Annotated in this window: 26 protein-coding genes and 1 pseudogene; 17 read left to right on the forward strand and 10 right to left on the reverse strand. The window is 69.6% G+C overall.

Annotated features, from left to right (window positions below; translation table 11 throughout):
• Positions 1-8 precede the first annotated feature (8 nt).
• The gene (locus BA895_RS12800) at positions 9-698 is read right to left on the reverse strand and encodes an HAD family hydrolase (protein WP_254666451.1); all 690 of its coding nucleotides are present in this window, start codon (positions 696-698) and stop codon (positions 9-11) included.
• Positions 699-839: 141 nt separating this feature from the next.
• Here BA895_RS12800 and BA895_RS12805 point away from each other — a divergent pair, with 141 nt between their 5' ends.
• From BA895_RS12805 to BA895_RS12815, 3 genes are all read left to right on the forward strand, one after another.
• A complete protein-coding gene (locus BA895_RS12805) occupies positions 840-1,517 on the forward strand; it encodes a uracil-DNA glycosylase (protein WP_070192335.1) in 678 nt (225 codons plus the stop codon).
• A complete protein-coding gene (locus BA895_RS12810) occupies positions 1,514-2,326 on the forward strand; it encodes an SGNH/GDSL hydrolase family protein (RefSeq protein ID WP_070192296.1) in 813 nt (270 codons plus the stop codon). Before BA895_RS12805 ends, BA895_RS12810 begins: the two co-directional genes overlap by 4 nt.
• 139 nt (positions 2,327-2,465) lie before the next feature.
• Positions 2,466-3,740, forward strand: a complete 1,275-nt coding sequence (locus BA895_RS12815) for a threonine/serine exporter ThrE family protein (RefSeq protein WP_070192297.1) — start codon at positions 2,466-2,468, stop codon at positions 3,738-3,740.
• A gap of 98 nt (positions 3,741-3,838) precedes the next feature.
• Here BA895_RS12815 and BA895_RS12820 read toward each other — a convergent pair whose 3' ends face one another.
• The 5 genes and pseudogenes from BA895_RS12820 to BA895_RS12835 all read right to left on the reverse strand — a co-directional run bounded on the left by BA895_RS12820 (position 3,839) and on the right by BA895_RS12835 (position 8,890).
• Complete coding sequence (locus BA895_RS12820) at positions 3,839-4,834, reverse strand: putative PEP-binding protein (protein WP_256388448.1); 996 nt, start codon at positions 4,832-4,834, stop codon at positions 3,839-3,841.
• 33 nt (positions 4,835-4,867) lie between these two features.
• Positions 4,868-4,963 (reverse strand): annotated as a pseudogene (locus tag BA895_RS24715) (PEP-utilizing enzyme); the annotation flags it as partial.
• A 36-nt stretch (positions 4,964-4,999) separates the two neighbouring features.
• Complete coding sequence (locus BA895_RS12825) at positions 5,000-7,165, reverse strand: fructose-specific PTS transporter subunit EIIC (RefSeq protein ID WP_070192298.1); 2,166 nt, start codon at positions 7,163-7,165, stop codon at positions 5,000-5,002.
• Between the two features lie 19 nt (positions 7,166-7,184).
• Positions 7,185-8,132: a 1-phosphofructokinase gene (gene pfkB / locus BA895_RS12830; RefSeq protein WP_070192299.1), complete on the reverse strand. Its 948-nt coding sequence runs from the start codon at positions 8,130-8,132 to the stop codon at positions 7,185-7,187.
• Complete coding sequence (locus BA895_RS12835) at positions 8,129-8,890, reverse strand: DeoR/GlpR family DNA-binding transcription regulator (protein WP_070192300.1); 762 nt, start codon at positions 8,888-8,890, stop codon at positions 8,129-8,131. The genes pfkB and BA895_RS12835 overlap by 4 nt, the downstream gene beginning before the upstream one ends.
• A gap of 199 nt (positions 8,891-9,089) precedes the next feature.
• Between BA895_RS12835 and BA895_RS12840 the strand changes: the two genes are divergently transcribed.
• Complete coding sequence (locus tag BA895_RS12840) at positions 9,090-9,809, forward strand: dienelactone hydrolase family protein (RefSeq protein ID WP_070192301.1); 720 nt, start codon at positions 9,090-9,092, stop codon at positions 9,807-9,809.
• An 80-nt stretch (positions 9,810-9,889) separates the two neighbouring features.
• Positions 9,890-10,279 carry an NINE protein gene (locus tag BA895_RS23135; RefSeq protein WP_083283302.1) on the forward strand — a complete coding sequence of 130 codons (390 nt, stop codon included), beginning with the start codon at positions 9,890-9,892 and terminating at the stop codon, positions 10,277-10,279.
• 17 nt (positions 10,280-10,296) lie between these two features.
• On the opposite strand, the gene BA895_RS12850 is transcribed toward BA895_RS23135, so the two are convergent.
• Both BA895_RS12850 and BA895_RS23555 read right to left on the reverse strand, forming a co-directional pair.
• Positions 10,297-11,238 (reverse strand): PKD domain-containing protein, encoded by a 942-nt coding sequence (locus BA895_RS12850; protein WP_070192302.1) that lies wholly within the window; start codon positions 11,236-11,238, stop codon positions 10,297-10,299.
• Positions 11,235-11,915: a DUF6318 family protein gene (locus tag BA895_RS23555; protein ID WP_139142639.1), complete on the reverse strand. Its 681-nt coding sequence runs from the start codon at positions 11,913-11,915 to the stop codon at positions 11,235-11,237. Before BA895_RS23555 ends, BA895_RS12850 begins: the two co-directional genes overlap by 4 nt.
• 104 nt (positions 11,916-12,019) lie before the next feature.
• Between BA895_RS23555 and BA895_RS12865 the strand changes: the two genes are divergently transcribed.
• The 3 genes from BA895_RS12865 (at position 12,020) to BA895_RS12875 (ending at position 13,682) form a co-directional block, all read left to right on the forward strand.
• Entirely contained in the window at positions 12,020-12,427 is a 408-nt protein-coding gene (locus BA895_RS12865) for a PPOX class F420-dependent oxidoreductase (protein ID WP_083283303.1), read from the forward strand.
• A 44-nt stretch (positions 12,428-12,471) separates the two neighbouring features.
• Entirely contained in the window at positions 12,472-12,984 is a 513-nt protein-coding gene (locus BA895_RS12870) for a glycine cleavage system protein R (protein WP_070192305.1), read from the forward strand.
• A gap of 293 nt (positions 12,985-13,277) precedes the next feature.
• Complete coding sequence (locus BA895_RS12875) at positions 13,278-13,682, forward strand: SRPBCC family protein (RefSeq protein WP_175442317.1); 405 nt, start codon at positions 13,278-13,280, stop codon at positions 13,680-13,682.
• Between the two features lie 53 nt (positions 13,683-13,735).
• Here the strand turns inward: BA895_RS12875 and BA895_RS12880 are convergent, their stop codons facing one another.
• Positions 13,736-16,135, reverse strand: a complete 2,400-nt coding sequence (locus tag BA895_RS12880; RefSeq protein WP_070192338.1) for a TIM-barrel domain-containing protein — start codon at positions 16,133-16,135, stop codon at positions 13,736-13,738.
• Positions 16,136-16,234: 99 nt separating this feature from the next.
• Between BA895_RS12880 and BA895_RS12890 the strand changes: the two genes are divergently transcribed.
• Together BA895_RS12890 and BA895_RS12895 are read left to right on the forward strand one after the other, a co-directional pair.
• Positions 16,235-16,837: a DUF6318 family protein gene (locus BA895_RS12890; RefSeq protein ID WP_139142640.1), complete on the forward strand. Its 603-nt coding sequence runs from the start codon at positions 16,235-16,237 to the stop codon at positions 16,835-16,837.
• A gap of 53 nt (positions 16,838-16,890) precedes the next feature.
• Positions 16,891-17,283 carry an SRPBCC family protein gene (locus BA895_RS12895; protein ID WP_070192339.1) on the forward strand — a complete coding sequence of 131 codons (393 nt, stop codon included), beginning with the start codon at positions 16,891-16,893 and terminating at the stop codon, positions 17,281-17,283.
• 88 nt (positions 17,284-17,371) lie between these two features.
• Here the strand turns inward: BA895_RS12895 and BA895_RS12900 are convergent, their stop codons facing one another.
• Positions 17,372-18,403, reverse strand: coding sequence for a cation diffusion facilitator family transporter (locus BA895_RS12900; RefSeq protein ID WP_371327716.1), 1,032 nt, complete (start codon positions 18,401-18,403; stop codon positions 17,372-17,374).
• A gap of 83 nt (positions 18,404-18,486) precedes the next feature.
• On the opposite strand from BA895_RS12900, the gene BA895_RS12905 reads away from it, so the two are divergent.
• From BA895_RS12905 to BA895_RS24925, 7 genes are all read left to right on the forward strand, one after another.
• On the forward strand, positions 18,487-18,915 hold the full coding sequence (locus BA895_RS12905; protein WP_070192309.1) for a cupin domain-containing protein: 429 nt from the start codon (positions 18,487-18,489) through the stop codon (positions 18,913-18,915).
• Between the two features lie 39 nt (positions 18,916-18,954).
• A complete protein-coding gene (locus tag BA895_RS12910) occupies positions 18,955-19,863 on the forward strand; it encodes an oxygenase MpaB family protein (protein ID WP_070192310.1) in 909 nt (302 codons plus the stop codon).
• 162 nt (positions 19,864-20,025) lie between these two features.
• A complete protein-coding gene (locus BA895_RS12915) occupies positions 20,026-20,493 on the forward strand; it encodes a hypothetical protein (RefSeq protein ID WP_070192311.1) in 468 nt (155 codons plus the stop codon).
• 106 nt (positions 20,494-20,599) lie between these two features.
• Positions 20,600-21,613: a pirin family protein gene (locus tag BA895_RS12920; protein ID WP_070192312.1), complete on the forward strand. Its 1,014-nt coding sequence runs from the start codon at positions 20,600-20,602 to the stop codon at positions 21,611-21,613.
• Positions 21,610-22,221, forward strand: coding sequence for an N-acetyltransferase (locus BA895_RS12925; protein ID WP_070192313.1), 612 nt, complete (start codon positions 21,610-21,612; stop codon positions 22,219-22,221). Before BA895_RS12920 ends, BA895_RS12925 begins: the two co-directional genes overlap by 4 nt.
• Before the next feature lie 109 nt (positions 22,222-22,330).
• Complete coding sequence (locus BA895_RS12930) at positions 22,331-22,693, forward strand: iron chaperone (RefSeq protein ID WP_070192314.1); 363 nt, start codon at positions 22,331-22,333, stop codon at positions 22,691-22,693.
• A 241-nt stretch (positions 22,694-22,934) separates the two neighbouring features.
• Positions 22,935-23,174, forward strand: coding sequence for a DUF6596 domain-containing protein (locus BA895_RS24925; protein ID WP_070192315.1), 240 nt, complete (start codon positions 22,935-22,937; stop codon positions 23,172-23,174).
• The last annotated feature ends 1 nt before the right edge of the window (position 23,175 follow it).

The raw sequence follows: 23,175 nt of genomic DNA on the forward strand, positions 1-23,175 counted from the left end.
CGCCCGGCTCAGCCCAGCAGGATGCCGGTCAGCTCGGCGGTCGTCGTCGCGACCACCGTGGGACGCACTCCCGAGAGGGCGGCCAGCTCACCGGCACCCCAGGTGACGGCGACGGTGTCCATGCCGGCGGCCTTGCCGGCGAGAACGTCGACGACGGCGTCCCCGACGTAGACGGCGCGCGAGGGGTTGCGGATGCCGAGGCGCTCGATCGCGAGCAGCAGCGGCGTGGGGTCGGGCTTGTGCTGGTCGGTGTCCTCCATCGCCACGAGCACCTCCACGTGCTCGGCGAGGCCCAGCAGTTCCATCGCCTGCTCGGCCGACTCACGACGCTTGGACGTGGCGACCCCGACGAGAACACCGGCCTCGCGCAGAGCGGCGAGCATCTCGGCGGCGCCGTCGAAGCCCCGGATCAGCCGCTCGGTGTTCTCGGCGTTCCATTGCAGATAGGTCGAGTACAGCTCGTCGGCCGATTCGGCGGAGTGCTCACGGAAGGCCTGGATGAGCGGCCTCCCGATCCACGACCGGATCACGGCCGGGTCCTCCTCGTGCCCGATCACGGTGCGGAACGCGTGCTGGTACGACTCGACGATCAGGTTCACCGTGTCGGCGAGGGTGCCGTCGAGGTCGAACACGACCACCGGCCAGCGGGGTGCGGTGGGTCGGGCGGCGGTCGGGTCCGAAGGCAGGCTCTGGGTCACCCCGCCACCCTAATGACCGGCACCGGTCGATGCGTCACCTCGAGCGCGGGTGATGGTCGGGTCTGAGTGGTCGGCGGGTCTGAGTGGTCGGCGGGTCTGAGTGGTCGGCGGGGCCACTGCGGTCAGAGGTAGCGTGTGCGGGTGCCCGTTCGCCCTCTCGCCGACCTCGTACACCCGTCGTGGGTGCCGGCGCTCGAACCGGTAGCCGACACGATCGCCGCGATGGGGTCGTTCCTGCGCTCCGAGCTGACCGCCGGTCGCGGCTACCTGCCCGCCGGCGACCTCGTGCTCCGCGCGTTCACGCTGCCCTTCGACAGGGTGCGGGTGCTCGTGGTGGGCCAGGACCCGTACCCGACGATCGGTCACCCCGTGGGCCTCAGCTTCAGCGTGGCCCCGGACGTGAGGCCGGTGCCGCGGTCGCTGCAGAACATCTACCGCGAGCTCGACACCGACCTGGGGTTGCCGACGCCGGACTACGGCGACCTCACCCCGTGGTTCGAGCGCGGCGTGATGCTGCTCAACCGGGTGCTCACGGTGGCGCCCGGGAAGTCCGACAGCCACCAGGGCAAGGGCTGGGAGGCCGTCACCGACCAGGCCATCACGGCCCTCGCCGCGCGTGCGGGCCCGCTGGTCGCCATCCTCTGGGGAAAGAAGGCGCAGTCGTTGGGCAAGCTGCTCGGTGAGGTGCCGCGGATCGAGAGCGCCCACCCCTCGCCACTCTCGGCGAACAACGGCTTCTTCGGGTCGCGGCCGTTCAGCCGCGCCAACGACCTGCTCGTGCAGCAGGGCGGCGAACCGATCGACTGGAGACTGACATGAGCCAACAGGCCACCCCGCGAGTGTGGACCCGCTACGTCGCGATCGGTGACTCCTTCACTGAGGGGATGTGTGACGACGACCCCGCTCTGGCTCGCGGCGGCGAGTTCGCCGGCTGGGCCGACCGCTTGGCGGCTCACCTGTCTGAGATCGCCGCTTCCCACGGCGAGGGTTTCGGCTACGCGAACCTGGCCGTGCGCGGTCGCAAGCTCGCCGACGTCGTCGGCCCCCAGCTGAGCGACGCGCTCGCCCTCGAGCCCGATCTCGTGAGCATCGTCGGTGGCGGCAACGACATCCTGCGCCCCAAGGCCGACCTCGACGCCCTGGCGCTCGAGCTCGAGGCCGCCGTGGCCCGCATCCGTGAGACCGGCGCCGACGTGCTGATGGCGACCCCGGTCGACCCCGCCGACGCCCCGCTGGTCAAGGCCACGCGGGGCCGCGCGGCGATCCACTCCGCGAACATCTGGAGCATCGCCATGCGGCACGACGCCCACGTCATCGACCAGTGGGGGCTGCGGGCGCTGCGCGACTGGCGGATGTGGTCGGAGGACCGCATCCACATGACGAGCGAGGGGCACCGTCGGGTCGCGCTGGCCGCGCTCGAGGCCCTCGGCCACCCGGCAGCCGAACACGACTGGCAGGCCCCGCTCGACCCCGCGCCGCCGATCGGTCGGCGTGAGGCCCTCCAGGCGAACGCCCAGTGGGCCAAGGAGTACGTCGGCCCCTGGGTGCACCGTCGCCTCACCGGCCGCTCCTCAGGCGACACCCGCCACGCCAAGCGTCCCGAGGTCACACCGCTCGACCCGTCCTGAACTCGGCCCTGCCTGAACTCGGCCCTGCCTGACCTCGGCCCTGCCTGACCTCGCCCCTGCCTGACTTCGAAACCGCCTGACTTCGGCCCCGCCTGACTCCGTGCGGGCTGGCGGGCCGCGGCTCTGTGAGACTGTGCCTATGTCGGCATCCGGATCGTCTGAGCAGGATCACGAGACGGAGACCCGCGCCCTGCTCGCCCATCTCGGCACCGCCATGATCGCGACGGGTCAGCCGGTGCACGAGGTCGAGGAAGACCTCGCCGAGGTCGGTGTGCACTTCGGCTACCCCGACATCCAGATCGCCGCCGGCCCGACGGGGCTGATGCTCTCGCTGACCGACGGTGGGCCGTCGACCGTTCGCTCGGCCCGGGAGAGCCTTCGGCTCGACCAGTCGGCCGGCGTGCGCCTGGTCCGACACCAGTTGCTGGTCGGCGAAATCAGCGCGACGCTGGCCCGTCAGCAGCTGGTGGCCGTGGCGGCGAGCGAGACCCGCTACCCGACGTGGGCCGTGCGCCTCGCCTGGCCGCTGCTGGCGGCCGGCATCGCCATGATCCTGCAGCCGGGTTGGGCCAACATCGCCACCGCAGCGGTCGGAGCCGTCGTGGTGCTGATCCTGGTGCAGCTGGCCGAGCACACCCAGATGCTCCGCACGCTCCTGCCCACCGTGGCGGCCTTCGCGGTCTCACTCGTCGTGTTCGGCGCCGCCAACGCCGGGCTGATCGACGGGCCACTGCGCACGGTACTGCCGCCGTTGGCCGTTCTTCTGCCCGGCGCCCTCGTGGTCACCGGCATGTCAGAGCTCGCGGCCGGACACATGCAGGCCGGGTCGGGCCGGCTCATCTACGGCCTCGTGCAGCTGGGCCTGTTCGCCCTGGGCCTGCTGGCGGCGACGGCGCTGCTCCGCGTGCGGCCGGCCCTGCTGCTCAACGTGCGGGTCGAACAGCTCGGGTGGTGGGCCGCCCCGCTGGGGCTGCTGGTGATCGGCTTCGCGATCTGCTTCATGGGGGGCCTACCCCTGCGCCTGCAGGGTTGGGTGCTGCTGGTGCTGACGGTCGCCTTCAGCGCCCAGCTCGCCGGGCAGTATCTGGGCTCCGCCGGTCTCGGCGGGTTTCTCGGGGCGATCGCAGCCAGCCTGGGGGCCACGCTGGTCGAGCTGCGCCGTCCTGAGCTGCCGCGGCTCGTGCTCTTCCTGCCGGCCTTCTGGCTGCTGGTGCCCGGCAGCCTCGGACTGCTAGGCGCGACCCAGATCGCGACCGGCCAGGCGCCCGCCTCCCAGGCCACCCTCGCCGTGCTCGGAGTCGTCAGCGCCATCGCGCTCGGGCTGCTGGTGGGGTCATCCCTCGGGCGGTCACTGCGCGGACGGCTGAGACCGCGATCCATCCCCGACGTGACCCACACACCCACGGTTCGGTGACGAGTGGGCCTGACCCGCCAGATGCCCCGAGAGGGTCTCCGACGGGCCGCCTGCGCGTGCCCCCGAGCCGGCCGCATCGGGCGGCCGGCCCCGCGGCTCTACAGCAGGTCGGTGAGCTCGCTCCTCGCGGCGTCGCGAACGGCGGTCAGGGCATCGACGGCAGTTCGGGCCGCCCGAGCGGCTGCCGCGAGGCTCTGACACTCTGCGACCGAGTGCAGCGAGAGGGCCAGCCGAACGACCGGCACCTTGCTGGGTGCCATCGACAGCGACGAGACGCCGAGCCCGACCAGCACCAGGGCCAGCAGAGGGTCGCCCGCGGACTCGCCGCACACGCCGATCGGCCGGCCGACCGCGGCCGCTCCCTCGCAGGCCGCCGCGACCACGTCGAGTACCGCCGGCTGCCACGGGTCGAGCAGGTCAGACAACGCGCCCTGCATGCGGTCGGCGGCCATGGTGTACTGCGCCAGGTCATTGGTGCCGAGCGAGCCGAAGTCGACCTCCTCGAGCACGTGCCGGGCCCGTAGAGCAGCACCCGGCACCTCGATCATCACGCCAGCCTTGGGCAGACCATTCTCGCGAACGCGGCGGGCGAACCACGCTGCCTCTTCAGCCGTGGCGACCATGGGCGCCATGACGCGAACGTCGGCGCCGGTCTCGCGGGCGGCGATACCAAGGGCTTCGAGCTGCGCGTCGAGCAGGTCGGGCCGCTCCGCCGAGAGCCGCAGCCCGCGACGCCCGAGCGCCGGGTTCTCCTCCGGCCCGAGATCGGCGAACTTCAGCGGCTTGTCGGCTCCGGCGTCGAGGGTGCGCACGACGACGCGTCGGCCCTCGAACGGCGCGAAAACGCCGCGGTAGACCTCCGTCTGTTCCGCGACCGTCGGGGCCGTGGTGGCCGAGAGGAACACGAACTCGGTGCGGAACAGGCCGACGCCTTCGAGGTCGAGCGCCCCGGCCGCGACGGCATCCTCGACGCCGCCGATGTTGGCCAGCAGGGCGACCGCGTGACCATCTGAGGTGGCCCCAGCCCCCGACAGATGCGACAACGCCTCCGCCCGTCGGGCCGCGCGCTCGCGCTGCTGCGTCACGAGCTGCATGTCGGGCGCGATGGTGACCTCACCCGAGTCGCCGTCGAGCGCCACCGCCGTGCCGAACGGAATCGACGTGGCTCCTGCGAGCTGCACCACCGCCGGGATGCCCATCTGCGCCGCCAGGATCGCGGTGTGGGAGGGTCGAGAGGATGGTGCCGAGCTGGGTGGAGGTCAGACGGTGGCGACGGCGTCGACTTGAGCAAGCTTCGGGTCGCGTGACTTCAGGGCGACGACGATGCCGCACGTTACTGCGACGCCGATGACGAGCGCGAGGATGAACAGCAGGAAGTTGCCGATGAGGGGCAGCACCCAGATGCCGCCGTGCGGAGCCCGCAGGGTGGCACCAAAGGCCATCGCCAAGGCCCCGGTGATCGACGAACCGATGACCGAGCTGACGATGATGCGAATGGGGTCGGCCGCGGCGAACGGGATCGCGCCCTCGGAGATGAACGAGGCGCCGAGCAGCCAGGCCGCCTTGCCGTTCTCGCGCTCCGGCTCGCTGAACAGCTTGGGCCGGATGGTGGTGGCCAGGGCCATGGCGAGCGGGGCCACCATGCCGGCGGCCATGACCGCAGCCATGATCTTCAGCTGTGGGGCGTCGGTCGAGGCACCGGCTGCTGCCAGGCCGGTGGTGGCGAAGGCGTAGGCCACCTTGTTGACCGGGCCGCCGAGGTCGAAGCCCATCATGGCGCCGAGGATCAGACCGAGCACGATCAGGCTCGACCCGGTCATACCGTTGAGCGCGCTGGTGAGCCCGTCGCTGAGGCCCTTGATCGGGCGGCCGAGCACGGTGATGAACAGGCCGATCGTGATCAGCGAGCTGACGATCGGGATGACCACCACGGGCATCACCCCGCGTACGCCCTTGGCCACCTTCCACCGCGAGACCCAGCGGGCGGCGAGACCACCGATCACACCGGTGACGAGGCCGCCGAGAAAGCCGGCACCCATCGTGGCTGCGACCGAACCGCCGACGATGCCGGGCACGAGGCCGGGGCGGTCGGCGATGGCGAAGGCGATGAACCCCGAGAGGATCGGCACGAGGAAACCGAAGGCCGCGCCACCGATCACGAAGAAGAGCGCCGCCCACGACGTCAGGTCGGTCGGGCTGAAGGTCTCGGCGATGTTGAGCGGGTCGCCCGGCTTGAGGTTGTAGTTCACGATGTCGACCGCGCCGTTGCCGCCGGCGAGCTGGGCGAGCATGAACGAGAGGGCGATCAGGATGCCGCCGGCAGCGACGAACGGGATCATGTACGACACACCCGTCATCAGCCACTGGCGCACCCTGGTGCCCAGGCTGGCGCCGCTGTCGACCTTCGAGATGAGGCCACCGCCACCGGATGCCGCGGGGCCGGCGGCGAGCGCGGCCGCGGCCTTGCTGGGGTCGGCCCGCCACTCGGCTGCGAGGTCTGCGGCCTGCTGGATGAGGGCCGGGCCGTCGGAGATGCCCTTCTTCACGCCGACGTCGATGGTCGGCTTGCCGGCGAACCGGCCGGCATCCTTCACCGGCAGGTCGTGGGCGAAGATCACAGCGTCGGCGGCCGCGATCTCGGCCGGGTCGAGCGGCGTCGTTCCGGCCGAGCCCTGGGTCTCGACCTTCATGATGTGGCCCGCGGCCTTGGCCGCGTTCTCCAGGCCCTCGGCGGCCATGTAGGTGTGGGCGATACCGGTCGGGCAGGAGGTGACGCCAACGAAGTGCAGCACGCGCGGCGGCTCCTGCTCGTTGACGGCCGTCGTCGCTCCCCCGCCCGATACCACTGTGCTGGAGGCGCTTCCGGTGGGCGACGACGCGGTGACCGCCGCCGCGCCCGTGGTGTCGGACGTCGGGTCGGACACGGCATCCGTGCGGGCGGCGACCGTTGGCGCGGCGGCGGCCGACGCGACCGGCTGGTCGAGCTCGACCTGGGCGCTGACGATGGCTACGACCTCGGCCTCGCTGGTCGCGGCGGTGAGCGCAGCCTTGAAGTCCTTCTTCATCAGGGCCCGCGCGAGCTTGGGCAGCATCTGCATGTGCGCGTCACCGCCGCCCTCGGGCGCCGCGATGAGGAAGATGAGCTTGGCGGGGCCGTCTTTGGCGCCCCAGTCGATGCCGTCACCCGAACGGCCGAACACGAGCGAGGGCTCGGTGATCGCTGCGCTGCGGGCGTGCGGGATGCCGATGCCGCCGGGCAGCCCGGTCGCCATGGTCTCTTCGCGCTTGCGCACGTCGTTGATGAACTGGTCGAGGTCGGTGCAACGGCCGGAGGCGACGAGGCGCTCGCCGAGCGTCCTGGTGGCCGCGTGGCGGTCGGCACCGGTGAGGTCGAGAACGACCTGCTTTTCGGTGATGAGGGACATGTTCTTCCTTTCCAGGGGTTCAGCTGGCGATGGTGCGAATGAGGTCAGGCGTGCGGGTGAGCTCGGCGCGGATGCCGGCGAGGTCGGTTGGAGAGGGAACACGGCTGCCCGGCAGGGTCACGGCCGCCGCCCCCCAGGTGACGCCCATGACGAGGGCGTCGGCCGGGTCGAGACCGAGTGAGAGCCCGTGCAGCAGGCCGGCCAGCATGCAGTCGCCGGCGCCCACGGTCGACAACGGAGTTGAGATCGGGGCGATCGCGTGGGCGCACTCGTCGACGGTGACGACCAGGGCGCCGTCTCCACCGAGGCTGACCGCCACGATGTCGATGCCGTCGGCCACGAGGTCTCGGGCGGCGTCGCGCACATCGCGCAAGGTGGGGAGGGCGTGCCCGACCAGTTCGGCGAGCTCGTCGTGGTTGGGCTTGATGAGGTTCGGTCTCGCTGCGACAGCGGCCGCCATCGCCTCACCGGAGGAGTCGATGGCGACTCGACCACCGCGGGCCCGCACGTGCGTGACGAGCGCGGCATACAGCTCGGTCGGGGCACCCGGGGGAAGGCTTCCGCACCCCACGACCCAGTCGGCTTTGGCCCCGCGCTCGAGCGTGGCGGAGAGCAGCGCACCGGCTTCCTCGTTGGACAGGTCGGGGCCGGGCTCGTTGAGCTTGGTCGTCGTGCCGTCGGGCTCGAGCACGCTGATGTTCATGCGCACGCTGCCGGCGACCGGCACCCCCACGTGGGGCACCCCGGCATCCGTGAGCAGCTGTTCGAGCAGGTGCCCCTCGGGGCCGCCGCTCGGCAGCACGGCGAGGGTCTGGCCACCCTGGGCTGCGACTGCTCGAGAGACGTTGACCCCCTTGCCACCTGGGTCGATTCGACTGCCCGTGCAGCGGTGCACCTCCCCACGGTTCAGCGCGTCGATGAAGACTGCTCGGTCGATGCTCGGGTTGGGCGTGAGTGAGACGATCACGCGGTCACCACCTCGGGTCCGGCCGCACGGAGCTCGGCGGCGACGTCATCGTCGAGATCGGTGTCGGTGATGATGACATCGACCTCGGCGACCTGGGCAAATCGGTGCAGGTGGTCATCGCCTGCCTTGCTCGAGTCGGTGAGCAGCACACACTTGCGCGCGGCCGTGACCATGGCGCGCTTGACGAGCGACTCCGACTGGTCAGGAGTCGTCAGCCCGCGAGCCACCGACAGGCCGTTCGTGCCGAGCAGGGCGACGTCGACAACGACCCCGTCGAGCGCCCCGGTGGCCCAGTCACCGACGGCCGCGCTGGTTGTGCCGCGTACCCGCCCGCCCAGCAGGTAGAGCGAGATGCCGGGGTGCGTCGCAAGCACGGTTGCGGCCGCCAGGCTGTTGGTCAGCACGGTGAGGTCGAGGTCGGGTGGGAGCAGCTCGGCAACGGCGACGGTGGTCGAACCCGAGTCGAGGATGATGCTGCCGCCGGTCGGCAGCTCGTCAAGAGCTCTGGCGGCGATGCGCCGCTTCACCTCCGAGAGGCGCCCGGTGCGGGTGGCAAGGGTGGGCTCGACCTCGAGGCGCTCGACCGGGATCGCGCCGCCGTGCACCCGGTGCAGCGAACCGCGCCGTTCGAGGGCGGTCAGGTCGCGGCGCACGGTCTCGGTGGCCACCCCGAGAGAGTCGGCCAGGGCGTTGACCTCGACGCGGCCCGCGCGGCGGGCCTCGGCGATGATGCGCTGCTGTCGCTCTGCTGCGTACACCCTGACCTCCTCGTCATCGAGCTGCCGTCGTGGCCGGGGCTCTGGTTGCCCCGTTCGATGATCAAACCATCCTTCGCGACCGAAGTAAAGAGATACGGGCACCCGTTTTTGTGGCTTTCTGAACGTTGCTGTGGGAAATCCCCGCTGGCCTGTAGTTCTCGGGCCGACGGCCGGATGGTGGGAGCCCTAGAGTGTCGCCATGGCGCAGACCACGAACGTGACGACGGAGGCAGGCGCAATGCCGGCCCTACTGTGGCTTCCCCCCAGCGGATCGGGCCCAGGAATCGTGCTTCTTCAGGAGATCTTCGGCGTCACCGGCTACATCCAGCGGCGCGCAGCCCACCTGGCTGACCTCGGCTATGTCGTGCTCGCCCCGCAGATCTACTGGCGTCTCGGCGTCACCGAGCCGGTCGAGGGCGCTGACGCCCTCGAGCTCGGGATGGGGCTCGTTCAGCGACTCGATTGGGATGCCGCCGTGGCCGACGCCGTCGCCTCCGTCGACTGGCTCCGCGGCAACGGCGAGGTGATCGGCGGCGTAGGTGTGGTCGGGTTCTGCTTCGGCGGAGGCCTGGGGTTCATGACTGCGGCGGCCCTGGAACGCCGCGACCCGGCAACACCGGCTGCAGCGCTCGTCAGCTACTACGGTTCTTCGTTGCCCGAGCTCGGCGATTCGATGCAGGTGGCCGCGCCGAGCCTGCACCACTTCGGGCTCGCCGACTCGTACATCGACAGCGATACCGTTCGGGCGATCGAAGCCTCGGTGACCCGGCAGCCCGCTACGACGTTCTACACCTATGAGGGCGCCGACCACGCCTTCGACAACGATGAGATGCCGTTGCACCACCCAGCGGCGAGCTCGTTGGCCTGGGAGCGCACCTCCGACTTTCTCGCTCAGCACCTGCCCACGACCAGTCCCTGAGTCCCGGCGTCGGTGGTGCCCCAGACGCGCTTCTGCGGCATCCTTGGTGGAACGGCGGCACGCAACCGAGGGAGATCGACATGACCCAACCACCTGCTCCTCGCGAGATCCCGGCCGGCTGGTACCCCGACCCGGAGGGCAAGCCCGCCACCCGCTACTGGGACGGCGACTCCTGGACCGACCAGATCGGCCCGATGCTGACTGCTCCCAGCATGCCCTCACCTTTCGCGCCGGTGGCGGTCGACATGATGGGGATGCCGGTCAGCACCAGCTCACGCCTCGTCGCGGCCCTGCTCTGCTTCTTCGTCGGGGTGCTCGGCATCCACCGGTTCTACGTAGGCAAGGTCGGCACTGGACTGCTCCAGCTGGTGACCGTCGGAGGCCTCGGCATCTGGACCCTGGTCGACTTCATCGTCATTCTCGTCGGAACGTTCCGCGACAAGCAGGGCCGTCAGCTCATCAACTGGTAAGTCTCACGCAGAAGTCATCACTGCTGGACGAGGACCGCTCTGGCTTCGCGCACCGTAACGGGCGTGGCTGGCTGCTGTACGACAACGGTCGTCGGCAAGTTGAGCCAGGCCCCGCCATTGATGCGGAAATCGGCGCCGAAAGTGGCCACAACCCGGGTTTGGTAAGCGCCCGGCCTCCGGTACGTGTGCACGATGTCACCATTTGGGTAAACTCCGCCGAGTGAAGTCGTCGGTCCCTGAGACTCTCCGTCTCCAAAGTCGTAGACGAACCCGACCAGTTTGGGGCGCACGTCAACTCTGAAACCGAACATGGTCGCAGGGTCGAGGCTGTCGGTCTCTCCCGGCTCAAACCCTGAGGCAGACCAACCGACCTTGTAGAAGGTCTTGAGGTTCACCAGCGTCACGTTGCCCGTCGGCTGTGTGGAGATGGCGCCCTTCGCCCAAGGCGTTAGATGGAAAGCTCTGACGATCATTTCAACCGATGGAATCGGCGCCGAGCCTGGCATGTCCTGCGGGAAGCACGTGTTCCCGATCAGATCCCAGCCCTGGTTAGGTGCAGCAGCGAGTTCAGCAGGCGTAGCCACCTTGCCGCCGATCATGACCGCTCCGACCGGGTCGACCATCCGCCGCCTGATGTCCGTCAACGGGCCCAACCCGTACGAGGGGTCATTGTTGATGCAAGCTTGGACTGCTTCGTCGTAGCAGAATGAGTTCGCGCCCGAGCCGCCACCGATATCGCAACCGGCGATGGTCAACTTGTAGTCGTATCGCGGACCGCCAGCCGCCACCATCTCGGCGAGTTCGGCCTTAATGGCGGACCGCTCGCCTTTCGACATCCCCATCGTGGTCGTGCCCTGTGCGTTTGTGTCGCCCCGCACTCCCGCGAATGCGGCCGGCCCGATCAACACGCTGACTACACAGGCGACTAGACCACTGCCAAATCGCTGCAGCGCCATCACGACGTGACCAACTGCGAGCTGTAGACCTGCCAGCCGCGATCGCCCCAGGCGAGCGAGTACACAATGCGCACGGACTCCCTGGGGTCAGTAAGGATGATCGAGCCATTCTTTGTTACTACGTTCCGTTTTTCCTGGTGCCCCACCATTAGTATCGGGAGGCGGCCAGCTTTCTCGGCCAGCGCCGTGAACGAGGTTACGGAAAGCGGAGGGCCATCGTAGTGGTGATCCTTCGCCTTCAGGTCGGTCGCCGTTCTGAGGTAAGCACCGCACGCTTCGAACCGGTCTATGCATAGGGGCGCGAGAATGGCCGGGTCCGGCTTGGTCCAGGACCGGTTGAATTCATCAACAAAATGCTCAGCGAACGCCTTGGCGCCCTCAGGCGTTCGCTTCTGGGCAGCGGCGGGCACTCCCTCGGGGAACGCCGAGCCGCTCGAACTAGTCGTGGCAGAACCGGACGGTGTCTTGGTGGGCGGCTTGGTCGCCGTCGTGGGGGGTGTTGTCGCAGCCGTCGTGGAGGGCGTCGAGGTGCCGCTGGGGTCGGGGTCGTTGTCTCCGCCCGTGCAGGCACTGAGCAGCAGCGCGGACGCCAGCACAGCGGCAGACGCCACTCTCATCGGTAGGCGAAGTCTCATGGCGGTCCCCTGATGGTCGAGCAGGGCCGGCCTCAACGTCAGCACCGGCGAAGTGTGGGCCCGATTCTGCCCGACCGACGGCTGAGGCGCTGCATCCTGTCCACAGGGCGCTCCCGACGCTCTCGCGTTCCGCCGCCTACGCTGAAATCGTGACCGAACAGGCGAGCGCCGACCCCAGCGTCTTCGACGACGTGCAGTACGTGTCTCTCACGACCTTCCGCAAGACGGGGGTCGGGGTGCCGACTGCCGTCTGGATCGCCCGCGACGGAGACCAGCTGGTGGTGACGACCGTCGACAAGACCGGCAAGGTCAAAAGGCTCCACAACAACCCGGCCGTCGAGCTGCGGCCCTGCGACATGCGCGGAAACGTGGCCGACGGGGCGCCGACCTACTCAGGCACGGCGCAGGTGGTGCGTGACACTGCCGGTATAGCAGCAGTGAAGCAGGCGATCGCCCGGAAGTACCCGTTGGCGCGGGTCGGTGACGCCGCGAACAAGGTCACATTCGGGCTGCTGCAGCGCTCACCGCGTGCCGGCATCCGCATCAACCTCACCTGACCGTCTCACGAGAGGTCGGCGGGGTTCGCCGCTAGTCTGACCTTGTGCCTCGACTTGTGCTTACCGTCATCGGCGACGACCGCGCCGGCCTTGTCAGTGCCCTCTCCGCCGTTGTCTCCGATCACGGTGGCAACTGGGAGCAGAGCCAGCTCGCCGAGCTCGCGGGAAAGTTCGCGGGCATCGTCGTGGTCAGCGTGGATGCGGAGGGGATCGCGGACCTGACCGCTGCCCTGAGCACCCTTGACGAGATGCTCGAGGTCACCCCCCACCCCGGCAACGAGGCGGCCGGCACAGATGAAGAGCGTCAACGCCTGACCCTCGACCTGCTCGGCACCGATCGACCGGGCATCGTGCGCGAGGTGACAGCAGTGCTCAGTCGTCACGATCTGTCCATCGAGACGATCGCCACGACGACCCGGGACGCCCCGATGGCTGGTGGGGTGCTCTTCGAGGCGCAGGTCGTCGTGCAGGTGCCTTCCGGCTCCGACACGGAGCGGCTGCGGGCCGAGCTCGAGAAGCTCGCCGGCGAACTTTTCGTGGACATCACGGTCGCTTGAGTCTTCGATCTCGTGGCGGGCCGTCCACGTGGGCCGAGGCGTGGAGAGTGCTACGTCACTGACCCGCGGGGTGAATCAGTGACGTAGCGGTTGCGACGTCAGTGGGTCGCGCTGCTACGTCACTGATGCGTGGGGTGAATCACTGCCGTAGCGGCCAGCCGCACACCCGCCGGCGGAGCCCATCGTGCCGCCTCGCCGGATTCAAGACCCCAGGCCACGGGTATGACAGGCCCGTACGAGCATCTCGGCCACCGTCACTCGTGGGTCGAGCCGATTCCGAGAAGGAGCCGCTCATGCCCAGCTACACGCGCACGACGAAGATCGACGTCGACCAGGACACCGCCTACGCCTACCTCTCCAAGGCCGAGAACCTCCCCGAGTACTTCCCGCGCATCACCGAGGTGACCAGGAAGAACGGCAGCGAGGTCAATACCACCGCTGTCATCGAGCCGCCCGGCGAGCCGGAGCAGAAGGTGCACGGCACCGCCTGGTTCAAGACGGACGACGACGCCCGCAAGGTCGAGTGGGGCTCGGAGGGCTCGAACCACTACCACGGTGAGCTCGACTTCGACCCCGACGGCGACGACGCCTCCACTCTGCGGCTCACCCTCAGCACCGAGAGCGACCACCCCGGAATAGAGGAGTCGATCGACGAGACGCTGGCGACCATCTCGGCGAAGCTCACCGAAGGCTCGTGACCCACCGCGCCTGACGAAGCAACACCGGACAAGCCCGCACCTGACGCGTCGCCTCAGCCGGAGTGCCGCACCACGGTGAACGACTGTCGTCGATGACCGTCGTAACCCTCCCCCTGCGTCGACGTTTCGACGCTCACCTGCTGGCCTGACCGCTCGACCGCGACCGTGGTGGTGAGGCGAGCACCGGTGAGCGAGCCGAAGGTGAGCCCGTCGTCCTCGACAAGCGTTGACTCCCACCGACCGTCGACTACCGGGTCGAACACATGCAGGTCGATGGTCTCCGGCGAGTAGCCAGCGGTGGATGCCGGAACGTCGGGCCACAGAGGAATGGCGGCGCCCGCTCTGGCGTACAACGGGATCCGGTCCATCGGGGTCGGTGCAACGACGTGCCGACCCCCCTCGTGCAGCTCCCCCGTGTGCCAGTCGTACCAGTGCCCCGCCGGCAGGTAGACCTGACGAGCCGTCATGCCCGCCTCGGTGACGGGCGCCACGAGAAGGTCTCGCCCGAGAAGAAACTGGTCGTCGGCCGCCACTGCAGCGGGGTCGTGCTGGTGGTCGAACACCAGCGGGCGCTGCACCGGCTCACCGGTTTCGGTCGCCCGCACGAACGCGGAGTAGAGGTAGGGCATCAACCGATAGCGCAGCCGCACCGCCTCGCGCACCAGGTCGAGTACCTCCGCCCCGAACGACCAGGCGTACTGGTCGATGTTGCCGGTCTCGGAGTGGTTGCGGCAGAACGGCGTCAGTGTGCCCAGCTGCATCCATCGCAGGAACAGCTCACCGTTCGAGTCGCCCTGGAATCCGCCGATGTCCGCGCCCACGAACGGCTGACCCGACAGCCCGAAACCCGAGCCCATCACTGCTGCGAGCCGCAGATGGTCCCAGCGGGCCTGGTTGTCACCCATCCAGTTCGCCGCGAAACGTTGGATGCCGGCGAACCCGGAACGCGACAGGATGAACGTGCGCAGCTCTGGTCGCGCCGCCCGCAACCCCTCGTGCGTTCCCATCGCCATCAACAAGGCGTATTGGTTGTGATACTTCACGTGCGACGCCGCGCCACCCTCGAACCGCATTCGGCCGGCTGGGATGTTGCCTGTGGCGGGCTCGTTCATGTCGTTCCAGATGCCGGCGAGGCCCGAGGCCACATGCGTCGCGTTCAGCTCGCCCCACCAGGCTCGCGCGGCCTCGGTCGAGAAGTCGGGAAAGACCGTGTTCCCGGGCCACACCTGGCCGATGTAGGTGCCGCCGCCGGCCGTTCGGCAGAAGACGTCATGCTCGAGTCCCTGGTCGTAGACGCCGTACCCGGGGTCGTGTTTGACGCCCGGATCGACGATCGAGATCACCTTGAACCCCTCGTCGTCGAGGCGTTGCAACATCCCGCGAGCATCGGGAAAGCGCTCACCGTCCCAGGTGAAGACCCGGTACCCGTCCATGTAGTCGATGTCGAGCCACAGGGCGTCGCACGGCACGTCGTTCGCGCGGTGTTGGGCGCCGAGCTGCTCCACCTCGTCCTGGCTGTAAGCGTGCCACCGGCACTGGTGATAGCCCAACGACCACAACGGCGGTAGCGCCGCCCGCCCGGTCAGCCACGTGTAGGCCTCGAGGATGCCGGCCATCGACGGGCCCGCGAACACGTACTCGGTCCATTGACCGCCCTCGAACCCGATGCGGTACTCATCGGGCCTGCTGAACTCGTACGACCCCCGGTAGCCGTTGTCGATGAACGAGCCGCTCATCGTTCCAGCAGGGTTCGCCTGGTGGTAGAAGAACGGGATGGTGACGTAGTAGGGGTCGAACTCGACGCTCGACATGTCGGCCCGAGGATCGTCAGCGGCCCGGCCCGCCCGGAACTCGGCCGTGGCGTCGCCGTTCAGCACGTCGGTGTTCCACATCGTGAAGTCGCGGCCCGACCTGTCGAGGTTGCCGCCCTTCTCGCCCAGCCCGAAGAACGCGTCACCGCGGGTGCGCCGGCGCCTGATCTCGAACGCGTCGTTGAGGGTGGCGTAGGTGGCTGCCGCGCCCGACGCGTCGAACGCAGTCTCAACGACCGGCGAACCGTCGGTACGGTGCACGTCGACCCGAAAGGGAGCCACCCCGACCGTGACCACGAGCTCGTCGGTGACAAGGCGCCACGTCGAGGTGCCGGTGGCCCCACCGGTCTCGTGTGTCTCGTGTGGCTCGTGTGCCTTGGCGGTGCCCTCACCCGTTGGAGCGACGGCCTCGACGCGCCAGTCGACCTCACCCCGCCGCACCGGATCGAGCGGGTCGACGCAGACGGCATACGTGGGCTGCTCGTCGAACACGCCGCCTCGGCTCAGCTGCAGCCGCACGACGTCGGCCCGGCACACGTCGACCCGGAAGCGCTCACCGTGCAGCTCGGCCATCAGGCCCGTGTCGGTCTGTACCACCGAGGTGACCTGGTCGAGGCGAAGGAAGTGGTCCGACGAATTCATGTCGACCACCGTATGCCGCGCAGCCCGCCCGCGGTCGCTGCACCTCACCGCCGGTCGTCAGTGGGCGCATCGACGGCAGCGGTGGGGCAGACTGGCGTGGTGCGTCGAAACTTCGTCGGGGCGGTCGCGGCCCTGTTGACGGGCGCCACCTTGCTGACCGGATGCAGCAGCACCGGCCCGGCCCCGGTCGGGGTGGCGGCCACCGGGTCAGCGGGGAGCACAGGCGCGGCTCGGTCACCCACGAGTGGTGTCTCCGGGCCGACGGTGCCCGGCCCGGTCACCAACCGCCTGCCCGCTGCAGCACGCGCCGCCACCCCGGCGGGGGCGCAGGCCTTCGTCGACTTCTATGTCGAGTCGATCAACACGGCATTCGCGCAACCGAGCGGCACTGCCCTGCAGGGTCTTTCAACACCTTCGTGCGATGTCTGTTCAGCCCTGGAGGCCCGGGCCGCGCAGTTCGCCAGCTCGGGGCAGCACTACGCCGGGCCGATCTACCGCACCCGAAGCTCAAGCGCCTCGGCCCAGCCACCAGGCCAGCGGGTGGTCGTCGACATCGAACAGTTCGGCGTAGCCACCCTCGACCGCGACGGCAAGCAGATCGACCGCAACCAACCCTCACAGGCCCGGTTCGCCGTGTCACTCGAGTTCACCAACGCCTGGCAGGTGACTCGGTGGTCCGAGATCCCCACCAGCACCGCCTGAGCAGCACGGCGTCACCCACAGCGCCCGACCAGACACCCGACTCGAAGGACCCCATGACCTCCCTCACCCTGCGCGCCAGCGGCCGAGCATCGACCGAGCTGGCATGGCGGCGCTACGCCGACACGCGCCTCTGGTCGAGCTGGTCGCCGCAGATCCGCCGCGTAGAGCTCGGCGCCGGCACCCACGAGCTGCGACCCGGCCTCACCGGCCGCGTGGTCGGGCCCGTCGGAGTGAGCATTCGGTTCGAGGTGGAGTCGGTCGACGAGAGCGCGATGACCTGGGCCTGGCGGGTGCATGCCGGGCCGATCACGATGCGCCTGCGCCATGCCGTGCACGCCGAACCTGACGGGTCGTCGACCACCCTGACCATCGACGGACCGGCAGCGGTTGCGGTGTTGTACTCCCTGCTCGCCCAGCTCGCGCTCCACCGCCTCGTCCGACCCTGAGCAGGTGCGGGCGCTCCACCACGGTCGAGCAGCCAGTATTTTAGGCAGCCAGGATCTCAGGCAGCCAAGAGCTCAGGCAGCCGGAGCTTCAGACCGAGATGGCCGGGTCGGACGGTCGCGAGAGGGTGATGATGGCCCGCTCGATGAGCACGTGGTCTTCGATGCGGGCCGAGATGTCGTTCAGACGCTCGGCGACGGCCGCCTCCGTCTCGTCGCCGACGAGGTCGACGGCAGCCACCAGGAACACCTTGTTCGGGCCCACGAACTCCAGATGCAAGAAGGTGATCCGCTCGATCTCCGGACCGGCCTGCAACCGCTCCATCGCGGTAGCGCGCAAGGAGGGAGAGACGGCCTGGCCCACCAGGAAGTCGCGGTTGCGCGAGATGAGGAAGACGGCGACCACCCCCAGCAACAGCCCGACCAGGATCGACCCCGCGGCATCCCAGCGGGCGTCTCCGGTGATCTGGTGCAGCCCGATGCCCGCGGCCGCGATGACCAGGCCGACGAGCGCGGCCGCGTCTTCGGCGAACACGGCGCGCAACGTCGGGTTCGAGGTGTCGGCGATGAACCGCAACGGGTGCAACCCGACCCGACGTGCCTCCGTCTCGCTCTGCCGACGCGCCTGAAGGAACGAGGCTCCCTCCAGCACGAACGCCAGGGCCAGCACCGCATACGCCCAGCCGTAGCTCGCCTCGTCTCCCGACGACTCGGTCAGGCTCTGCAGGCCGTGCCAGATCGAGACGATCGAGCCGGCCCCGAAGAGCCCGAAGGCGGCGAACATCGACCACACGTAGGCCTCCCGGCCGTAGCCGAGGGGGTGCGCTTCGTCGCGGGGTTGGCTGGAGCGACGCTCGGCCAACAACAGGAAGACCTCGTTGCCCGCGTCGGCCCACGAGTGCGCCGCCTCGGCCACCATCGACGCCGAGCCGGTGATGAGCGCCACGACCGTCTTCGCCACGGCAATGACCGCATTGGCGACCATCGCGACGAGTACCGTCACCATGCTCGCGTTGCCGCCCCCGTCGGCAGGCTCCGAACCCCGGTTCTCGTCAGGTTCCCGGCCGCCCTCGGGGCCCGAAGACGACGGCTTCGCCCGGCTGCTCGCTGCATCGCTGGTCACGCCGTCAGTCTTACCCTCCGGATCGGCCCACTCAACCCGAGGCAGAGCAGCCAGAGACGAGAGGGGAGGCGTTGAATAGGGCCATGACGGCGCACCACGACCCTGCCCTGCCCTGCACCCGTGTCGGAGCCGACGAGCTCTCGGCCGCCGACCCCACCCCGGGCATGACCCGACAGGTCGCCCTGCACACCGAGACGATGTGGTCGGGCACGGTCGACACCGACGGCGGCTCCACCTCCGCCTGGCACCACCACGGTGACCACGACACCACGCTCTACATCGTCTCGGGCCGCATGCGCCTGGAGTCGGGGCCGAACGGTGAGCACGTGGTGGAGGCGGGGCCGGGCGACTTCCTGCGGGTTCCGGCGGGCGCCGTGCACCGCGAGTCGAACCCGACCGACGAAACGTCGCGGGCCGTCATCGTGCGGTGCGGGTCAGGCACGCCGACCGTGAACGTCGATGGTCCCGCCGGCCCGGCAGCACGGGTAGCACCGGAGCACCGGCAGGGGTGACCCCGACACGATCAGCGCAGGCGACGTAGCGTAGGTCGTATGGCCTTCAACGACGTCACCCGGTTCGTGCAGCGGCGCCTCGGCCTCGCGCTGCGGTCGCGCGTCGCCGGCGACGATGCCCCCGTGCACGCCCAGCGCATCTGGGGTGCAGAGGGCGAGCGCTGGTTCACGCCCGACGACCCGATCTGGAAGGTGCACGCCGACGCCTCCATGTTCTCCGGCGGTATCGCCTCACTGCTGCTCCAGTCGCTCCACCCGATGGCGATGGCCGGGGTCGCGGGTCACAGCGGCTACAAGGGTGACCCGTGGGGCCGTCTGCAGCGCACGAGCCACTACCTCGCCATCACCACCTACGGCACCGTCGAGCACGCGCACGAGGTGATCGGGCACGTGCGCGGCATCCACGAGCGCGTGCGAGGCAAGGACGAGCTGGGTCGGCCCTACTTCGCGAGCGACCCGCACCTGTTGCGCTGGGTCCACCTCGCCGAGATCGACTCCTTTCTTCGGGCCTACCAGACGTTCGGCGCTGAGCCGCTCTCGCCGCGTGACACCGACCGCTACGTCGAACAGGCCGGCATCCCGGCCGCCCTCCTCGGCGTCGTCGACCCACCGAGCAGCGTCGTCGAGCTGCGCCAGGCGTTGAACGAGTACCGGCCCGAGCTCGAGACAACCACCGCCGCCCGGGATGCCGCTCGCTTCCTGCTGCTCAACCCTCCCCTGCCCTACGTGGTGCGCCCCGGATACGGGACCATCGCGTCGGGTGGGGTGTCGCTCCTGCCCCAGTGGGCCCTGGAGATGCTCGACATCCCGTTGCCCGGGCCCGTGAGCCGGTTCGTCGCTCGCCCGCTCGGTCACGTCGGTACGAGCGCGGTGCGCTGGGGAATGTCGGGCCTCGCCGACCGCAGGCCCTCGGACGCGCTGCCGGCGGCCGAGGCCGAGGCCAGCTGAGGCGAGCTGAGGCGAGGGGGCCGAGGCCGCCCTCTCGACGCGAGCGACGGCGCGGGGGCCCGACCCTGACCGGCCGGTCAGGGGTGAACTCAGGGGTGGGTGAGGGGTCACTCGGGGTCGTCCCTCATGGTGGGCGCGCCCGCGCTGCGACACGGTTGAACCATGACCACTCACGCTCTGCCGCAGACCAGTTCGACGCTTGGAGTCGAAGCGCCGTCGAGCGATCAGAGCGTGCGACGCCCGACGGAACGGGTCGGGCTGCTAGCCCTGGCTGCTCCGCTGCTGCTCTTCGCGGACGGCATCCTGCGCTGGGTCGACACCGTCACCACCCTCGGCGACCCGGGTTCGCCACCCCCGCACACGACCCTCGACTACGCCGCCGGCTCGATCGGAGTCGTGGCCACCGTCGTGCTCCTGGCCAGCATCGCCGCCTTCGGCTGGCTGGCCGTGGAGGTGCTGCGTCACCCCAGGCTGAGCGAGCGCCTGTCGGTAGGCAACCTGGTCGTGGCTGCGGTCGGCGTCGTGACGATCGCGCTACCCCTCGGCCTGTTGCCGCTCGGAGCGCTGCTCGTGCTCGTCGGGTTGGCCCCGCTGTCGCGCGGCTCCCAGCCCTCGGTCCCTCGTGACTGAGACGTCAGTCCTGCCCACCGGACTGCCGGGCCCCCTCGCCCCTTCGCCCCCTCGCCCTGGCCGCTAGGGTCGACGAAGGTTCACGACCGCGACGAGGAGGATGCCGATGAGCAATCTCGAGAGGCGTCCCGACGAGGTCGTCTCGCCGGCCACGACGCCGGCCACCCCCCTCGAGGTGCTGCCGTATCGCGAGGTCCCACTGGGCGGGCCGCGGGCCATGACCGTGCGTCGCACCCTCCCCCAGCGCGAACGGTCGCTCATCGGCGCCTGGTGCTTCGTCGACCACTACGGGCCCGACGACGTGAGCGACAGCGGCGGCATGCAGGTGCCGGGCCACCCGCACACCGGGCTGCAGACCGTCTCATGGCTCTTCAGCGGCGAGGTCGAACACCGCGACACGACAGGCGTGCACGCGCTGGTCAGACCGGGCGAGCTGAACATCATGACCGCCGGGTCGGGCATCGCCCACAGCGAGTTCTCCACCGCCGCGACCACCGTGCTGCACGGCGCTCAGCTCTGGGTGGCGCTGCCCGACGCCGAGCGCAGCATCGCGCCCGCGTTCGAGCACTACGTTCCGCCGGTGACCGAGATCGACGGTGCGCGGGCCCTCGTCTTTCTCGGGTCGCTGCTCGGACAGAGCTCTCCGGTCGCCATGCACTCGGGCATCGTCGGCGCCGAGATCAACCTGGAACCCGGGCAGTCGCTGAGGGTGCCGGTCGACGTGAGCTTCGAGCACGGCATCCTCGTCGACTCCGGCACCCTGACGGTCGGCACCGTGGAGCGGGGCGACACCGTCGAGGCGAAGCGGGGCGAGCTGGCCTACGTGCCGACGGGGCATGAGGAGATCCGGCTCGAGGCCGGTCGGCACGAGTCGGCTCGGCTGCTGTTGCTCGGCGGCGAACCGTTCGGCGAGCAGATCGTCATGTGGTGGAACTTCATCGGCCGAGACCACGACGAGGTGGTCGCCTTCCGCGAACAGTGGCAGCACGAGCGCGGCGAGCAGCCGCCCACCCTCCCGGGCCGGTTCGGCACCTTCCCGACCGAGTGGGATCACACCTTGCCGGCACCCGAGCTGCCGAACCTGCGCCTGCGCGCGCGACCGACGAGGCGCGAGCGATGACCACGGCTCGCGACCCGATCCGGCCCTACCGCCCCAACGACCGCGCCGCCCTGTACGCGGTGTGCCTGCAGACCGCGGCGACCGGCGGCGACGCCACACCCCTGCACCGCGACCACTCCCTGCCGGGGAAGGTCTGGGTCGGGCCGTACGTCGAGTTCGAGCCCGACCTGGCCTTCGTTCTCGACGACGGCGCCGGAGCGCAGGGCTACGTGCTCGGGTCGCTCGACACGCGGGCCTTCGAGGCGCGCCTCGCTGCCGAGTGGATGCCGCCGCTGCAGCGTCTGCATCCCGCCGACGAGTTCGAGCCCCACACCCGCGACGCCGCCCTGGTGCGGCTCATCCACCAGCCGATGGTGGCGCCCGAAGCGGTGGTGAACGACTACCCGTCGCACCTGCACATCGACCTGCTCCCTGGCTGGCAGGGCGGCGGCTGGGGTCGGCGACTGATCGACACGCTGCTGCGCCGACTGGCCGAACAGGGCTCCACCGGGGTGTTTCTCGGCGTCAACCCCGAGAACGAGCACGCGGTCGGCTTCTACCGGCATCTCGGCTTCGAGCCGGTCAGCAGCGACGGTGGGCTCTGGCTCGCCCGGTCGCTGGGCACCTGAACGGTGCCTGATGGCTGATGAGACGGCGCGCCCTGGTAGCGCGGACGGCCGACGCCGCGTACCTTCGAAGCAGCCAGGGGCTCGACCGAGCAGAGCGAGGCAACGACGCGTGGCGACCAAATTCGAGACGATCGATGACTACCTGGCGTCCTTTCCGCCCGCCAGCCGGGCCGCTCTGGACGGGGTTCGAAGCACGATCCGCGAAGCCGTGCCCGACGCCCGCGAGAAGATCCGCTACGGCATGCCCACCTACCTGTTGGGTGGTCGACCGCTGCTCTACTTCGCCGGCTGGAAGAAGCACGTCGGCATCTACCCCGTGCCCACCGGTGACAGCTCGTTCGAGGCCGAGGTGGCGCAGTATCGCGGAGCCAAGGAGACGGTGCGTTTTCCGCTGGCTCAGCCCATCCCGCTCGACCTGGTGCGCCACATCGTCGAGCTCTGTCTCGCCTCTCGAAAGCAGCCGACACCCTGACCCGTGCCGGATCGGGGTCTTCGCCCGCGGGCTCGGGTCGCCCGACGCCGGCAGCCTCATCGACAGCAGAGAGGTCGAAGTGCTGCCGCCGGAAGGTCGAGGTACGCCCGTTCCGGTGACCGCATTCCCTACTGCGTGCCGTCCGCCGAGGATCTTCAGGAGCGGGTGTCGGGCGTGCTCGCCGTGCTCTTCCTCGTCTTCAACGAAGGGCTACCTCGCGACGGGGCCCGACACCGACCCCGTGCATCACGAGCTGACCGCCGAGGCGATCCGGCTCACCCGCGTGGGGCGCAGCCTCCTGCCGAACGACGGTGAGGTCGCCGGGCTGCTGGCCCTGATGTTGCTCACCGAGGCCCGCCGCGCTCAACCGCGCCGTTGCGGTCGCGGAGCTCGACGGCGCCGCGGTGGGCCCTGGCCATCGTCGACCGCCTCGAACCCCAACTGGCCAGCTCAGGTGACACCGGAGGACACCTGGCCGTAGG

Origin of the sequence: Humibacillus sp. DSM 29435 (assembly GCF_001758225.1) — a bacterium.
Lineage (GTDB): Bacteria > Actinomycetota > Actinomycetes > Actinomycetales > Dermatophilaceae > DSM-29435.

What these genes read in the sequence shown, in the direction of transcription:
- BA895_RS12810 (WP_070192296.1), top strand. Translation starts at nt 1,514, where the DNA reads ATGAGCCAACAGGCCACCCCGCGAGTGTGGACCCGCTACGTCGCGATC.
- BA895_RS12815 (WP_070192297.1), top strand. Translation starts at nt 2,466, where the DNA reads ATGTCGGCATCCGGATCGTCTGAGCAGGATCACGAGACGGAGACCCGC.
- BA895_RS12820 (WP_256388448.1), bottom strand. Translation starts at nt 4,834, where the DNA reads ATGCAGCTCGTGACGCAGCAGCGCGAGCGCGCGGCCCGACGGGCGGAG.
- BA895_RS12825 (WP_070192298.1), bottom strand. Translation starts at nt 7,165, where the DNA reads ATGTCCCTCATCACCGAAAAGCAGGTCGTTCTCGACCTCACCGGTGCC.
- BA895_RS12840 (WP_070192301.1), top strand. Translation starts at nt 9,090, where the DNA reads ATGGCGCAGACCACGAACGTGACGACGGAGGCAGGCGCAATGCCGGCC.
- BA895_RS23135 (WP_083283302.1), top strand. Translation starts at nt 9,890, where the DNA reads ATGACCCAACCACCTGCTCCTCGCGAGATCCCGGCCGGCTGGTACCCC.
- BA895_RS12875 (WP_175442317.1), top strand. Translation starts at nt 13,278, where the DNA reads ATGCCCAGCTACACGCGCACGACGAAGATCGACGTCGACCAGGACACC.
- BA895_RS12880 (WP_070192338.1), bottom strand. Translation starts at nt 16,135, where the DNA reads ATGAATTCGTCGGACCACTTCCTTCGCCTCGACCAGGTCACCTCGGTG.
- BA895_RS12895 (WP_070192339.1), top strand. Translation starts at nt 16,891, where the DNA reads ATGACCTCCCTCACCCTGCGCGCCAGCGGCCGAGCATCGACCGAGCTG.
- BA895_RS12905 (WP_070192309.1), top strand. Translation starts at nt 18,487, where the DNA reads ATGACGGCGCACCACGACCCTGCCCTGCCCTGCACCCGTGTCGGAGCC.
- BA895_RS12910 (WP_070192310.1), top strand. Translation starts at nt 18,955, where the DNA reads ATGGCCTTCAACGACGTCACCCGGTTCGTGCAGCGGCGCCTCGGCCTC.
- BA895_RS12915 (WP_070192311.1), top strand. Translation starts at nt 20,026, where the DNA reads ATGACCACTCACGCTCTGCCGCAGACCAGTTCGACGCTTGGAGTCGAA.
- BA895_RS12920 (WP_070192312.1), top strand. Translation starts at nt 20,600, where the DNA reads ATGAGCAATCTCGAGAGGCGTCCCGACGAGGTCGTCTCGCCGGCCACG.
- BA895_RS12925 (WP_070192313.1), top strand. Translation starts at nt 21,610, where the DNA reads ATGACCACGGCTCGCGACCCGATCCGGCCCTACCGCCCCAACGACCGC.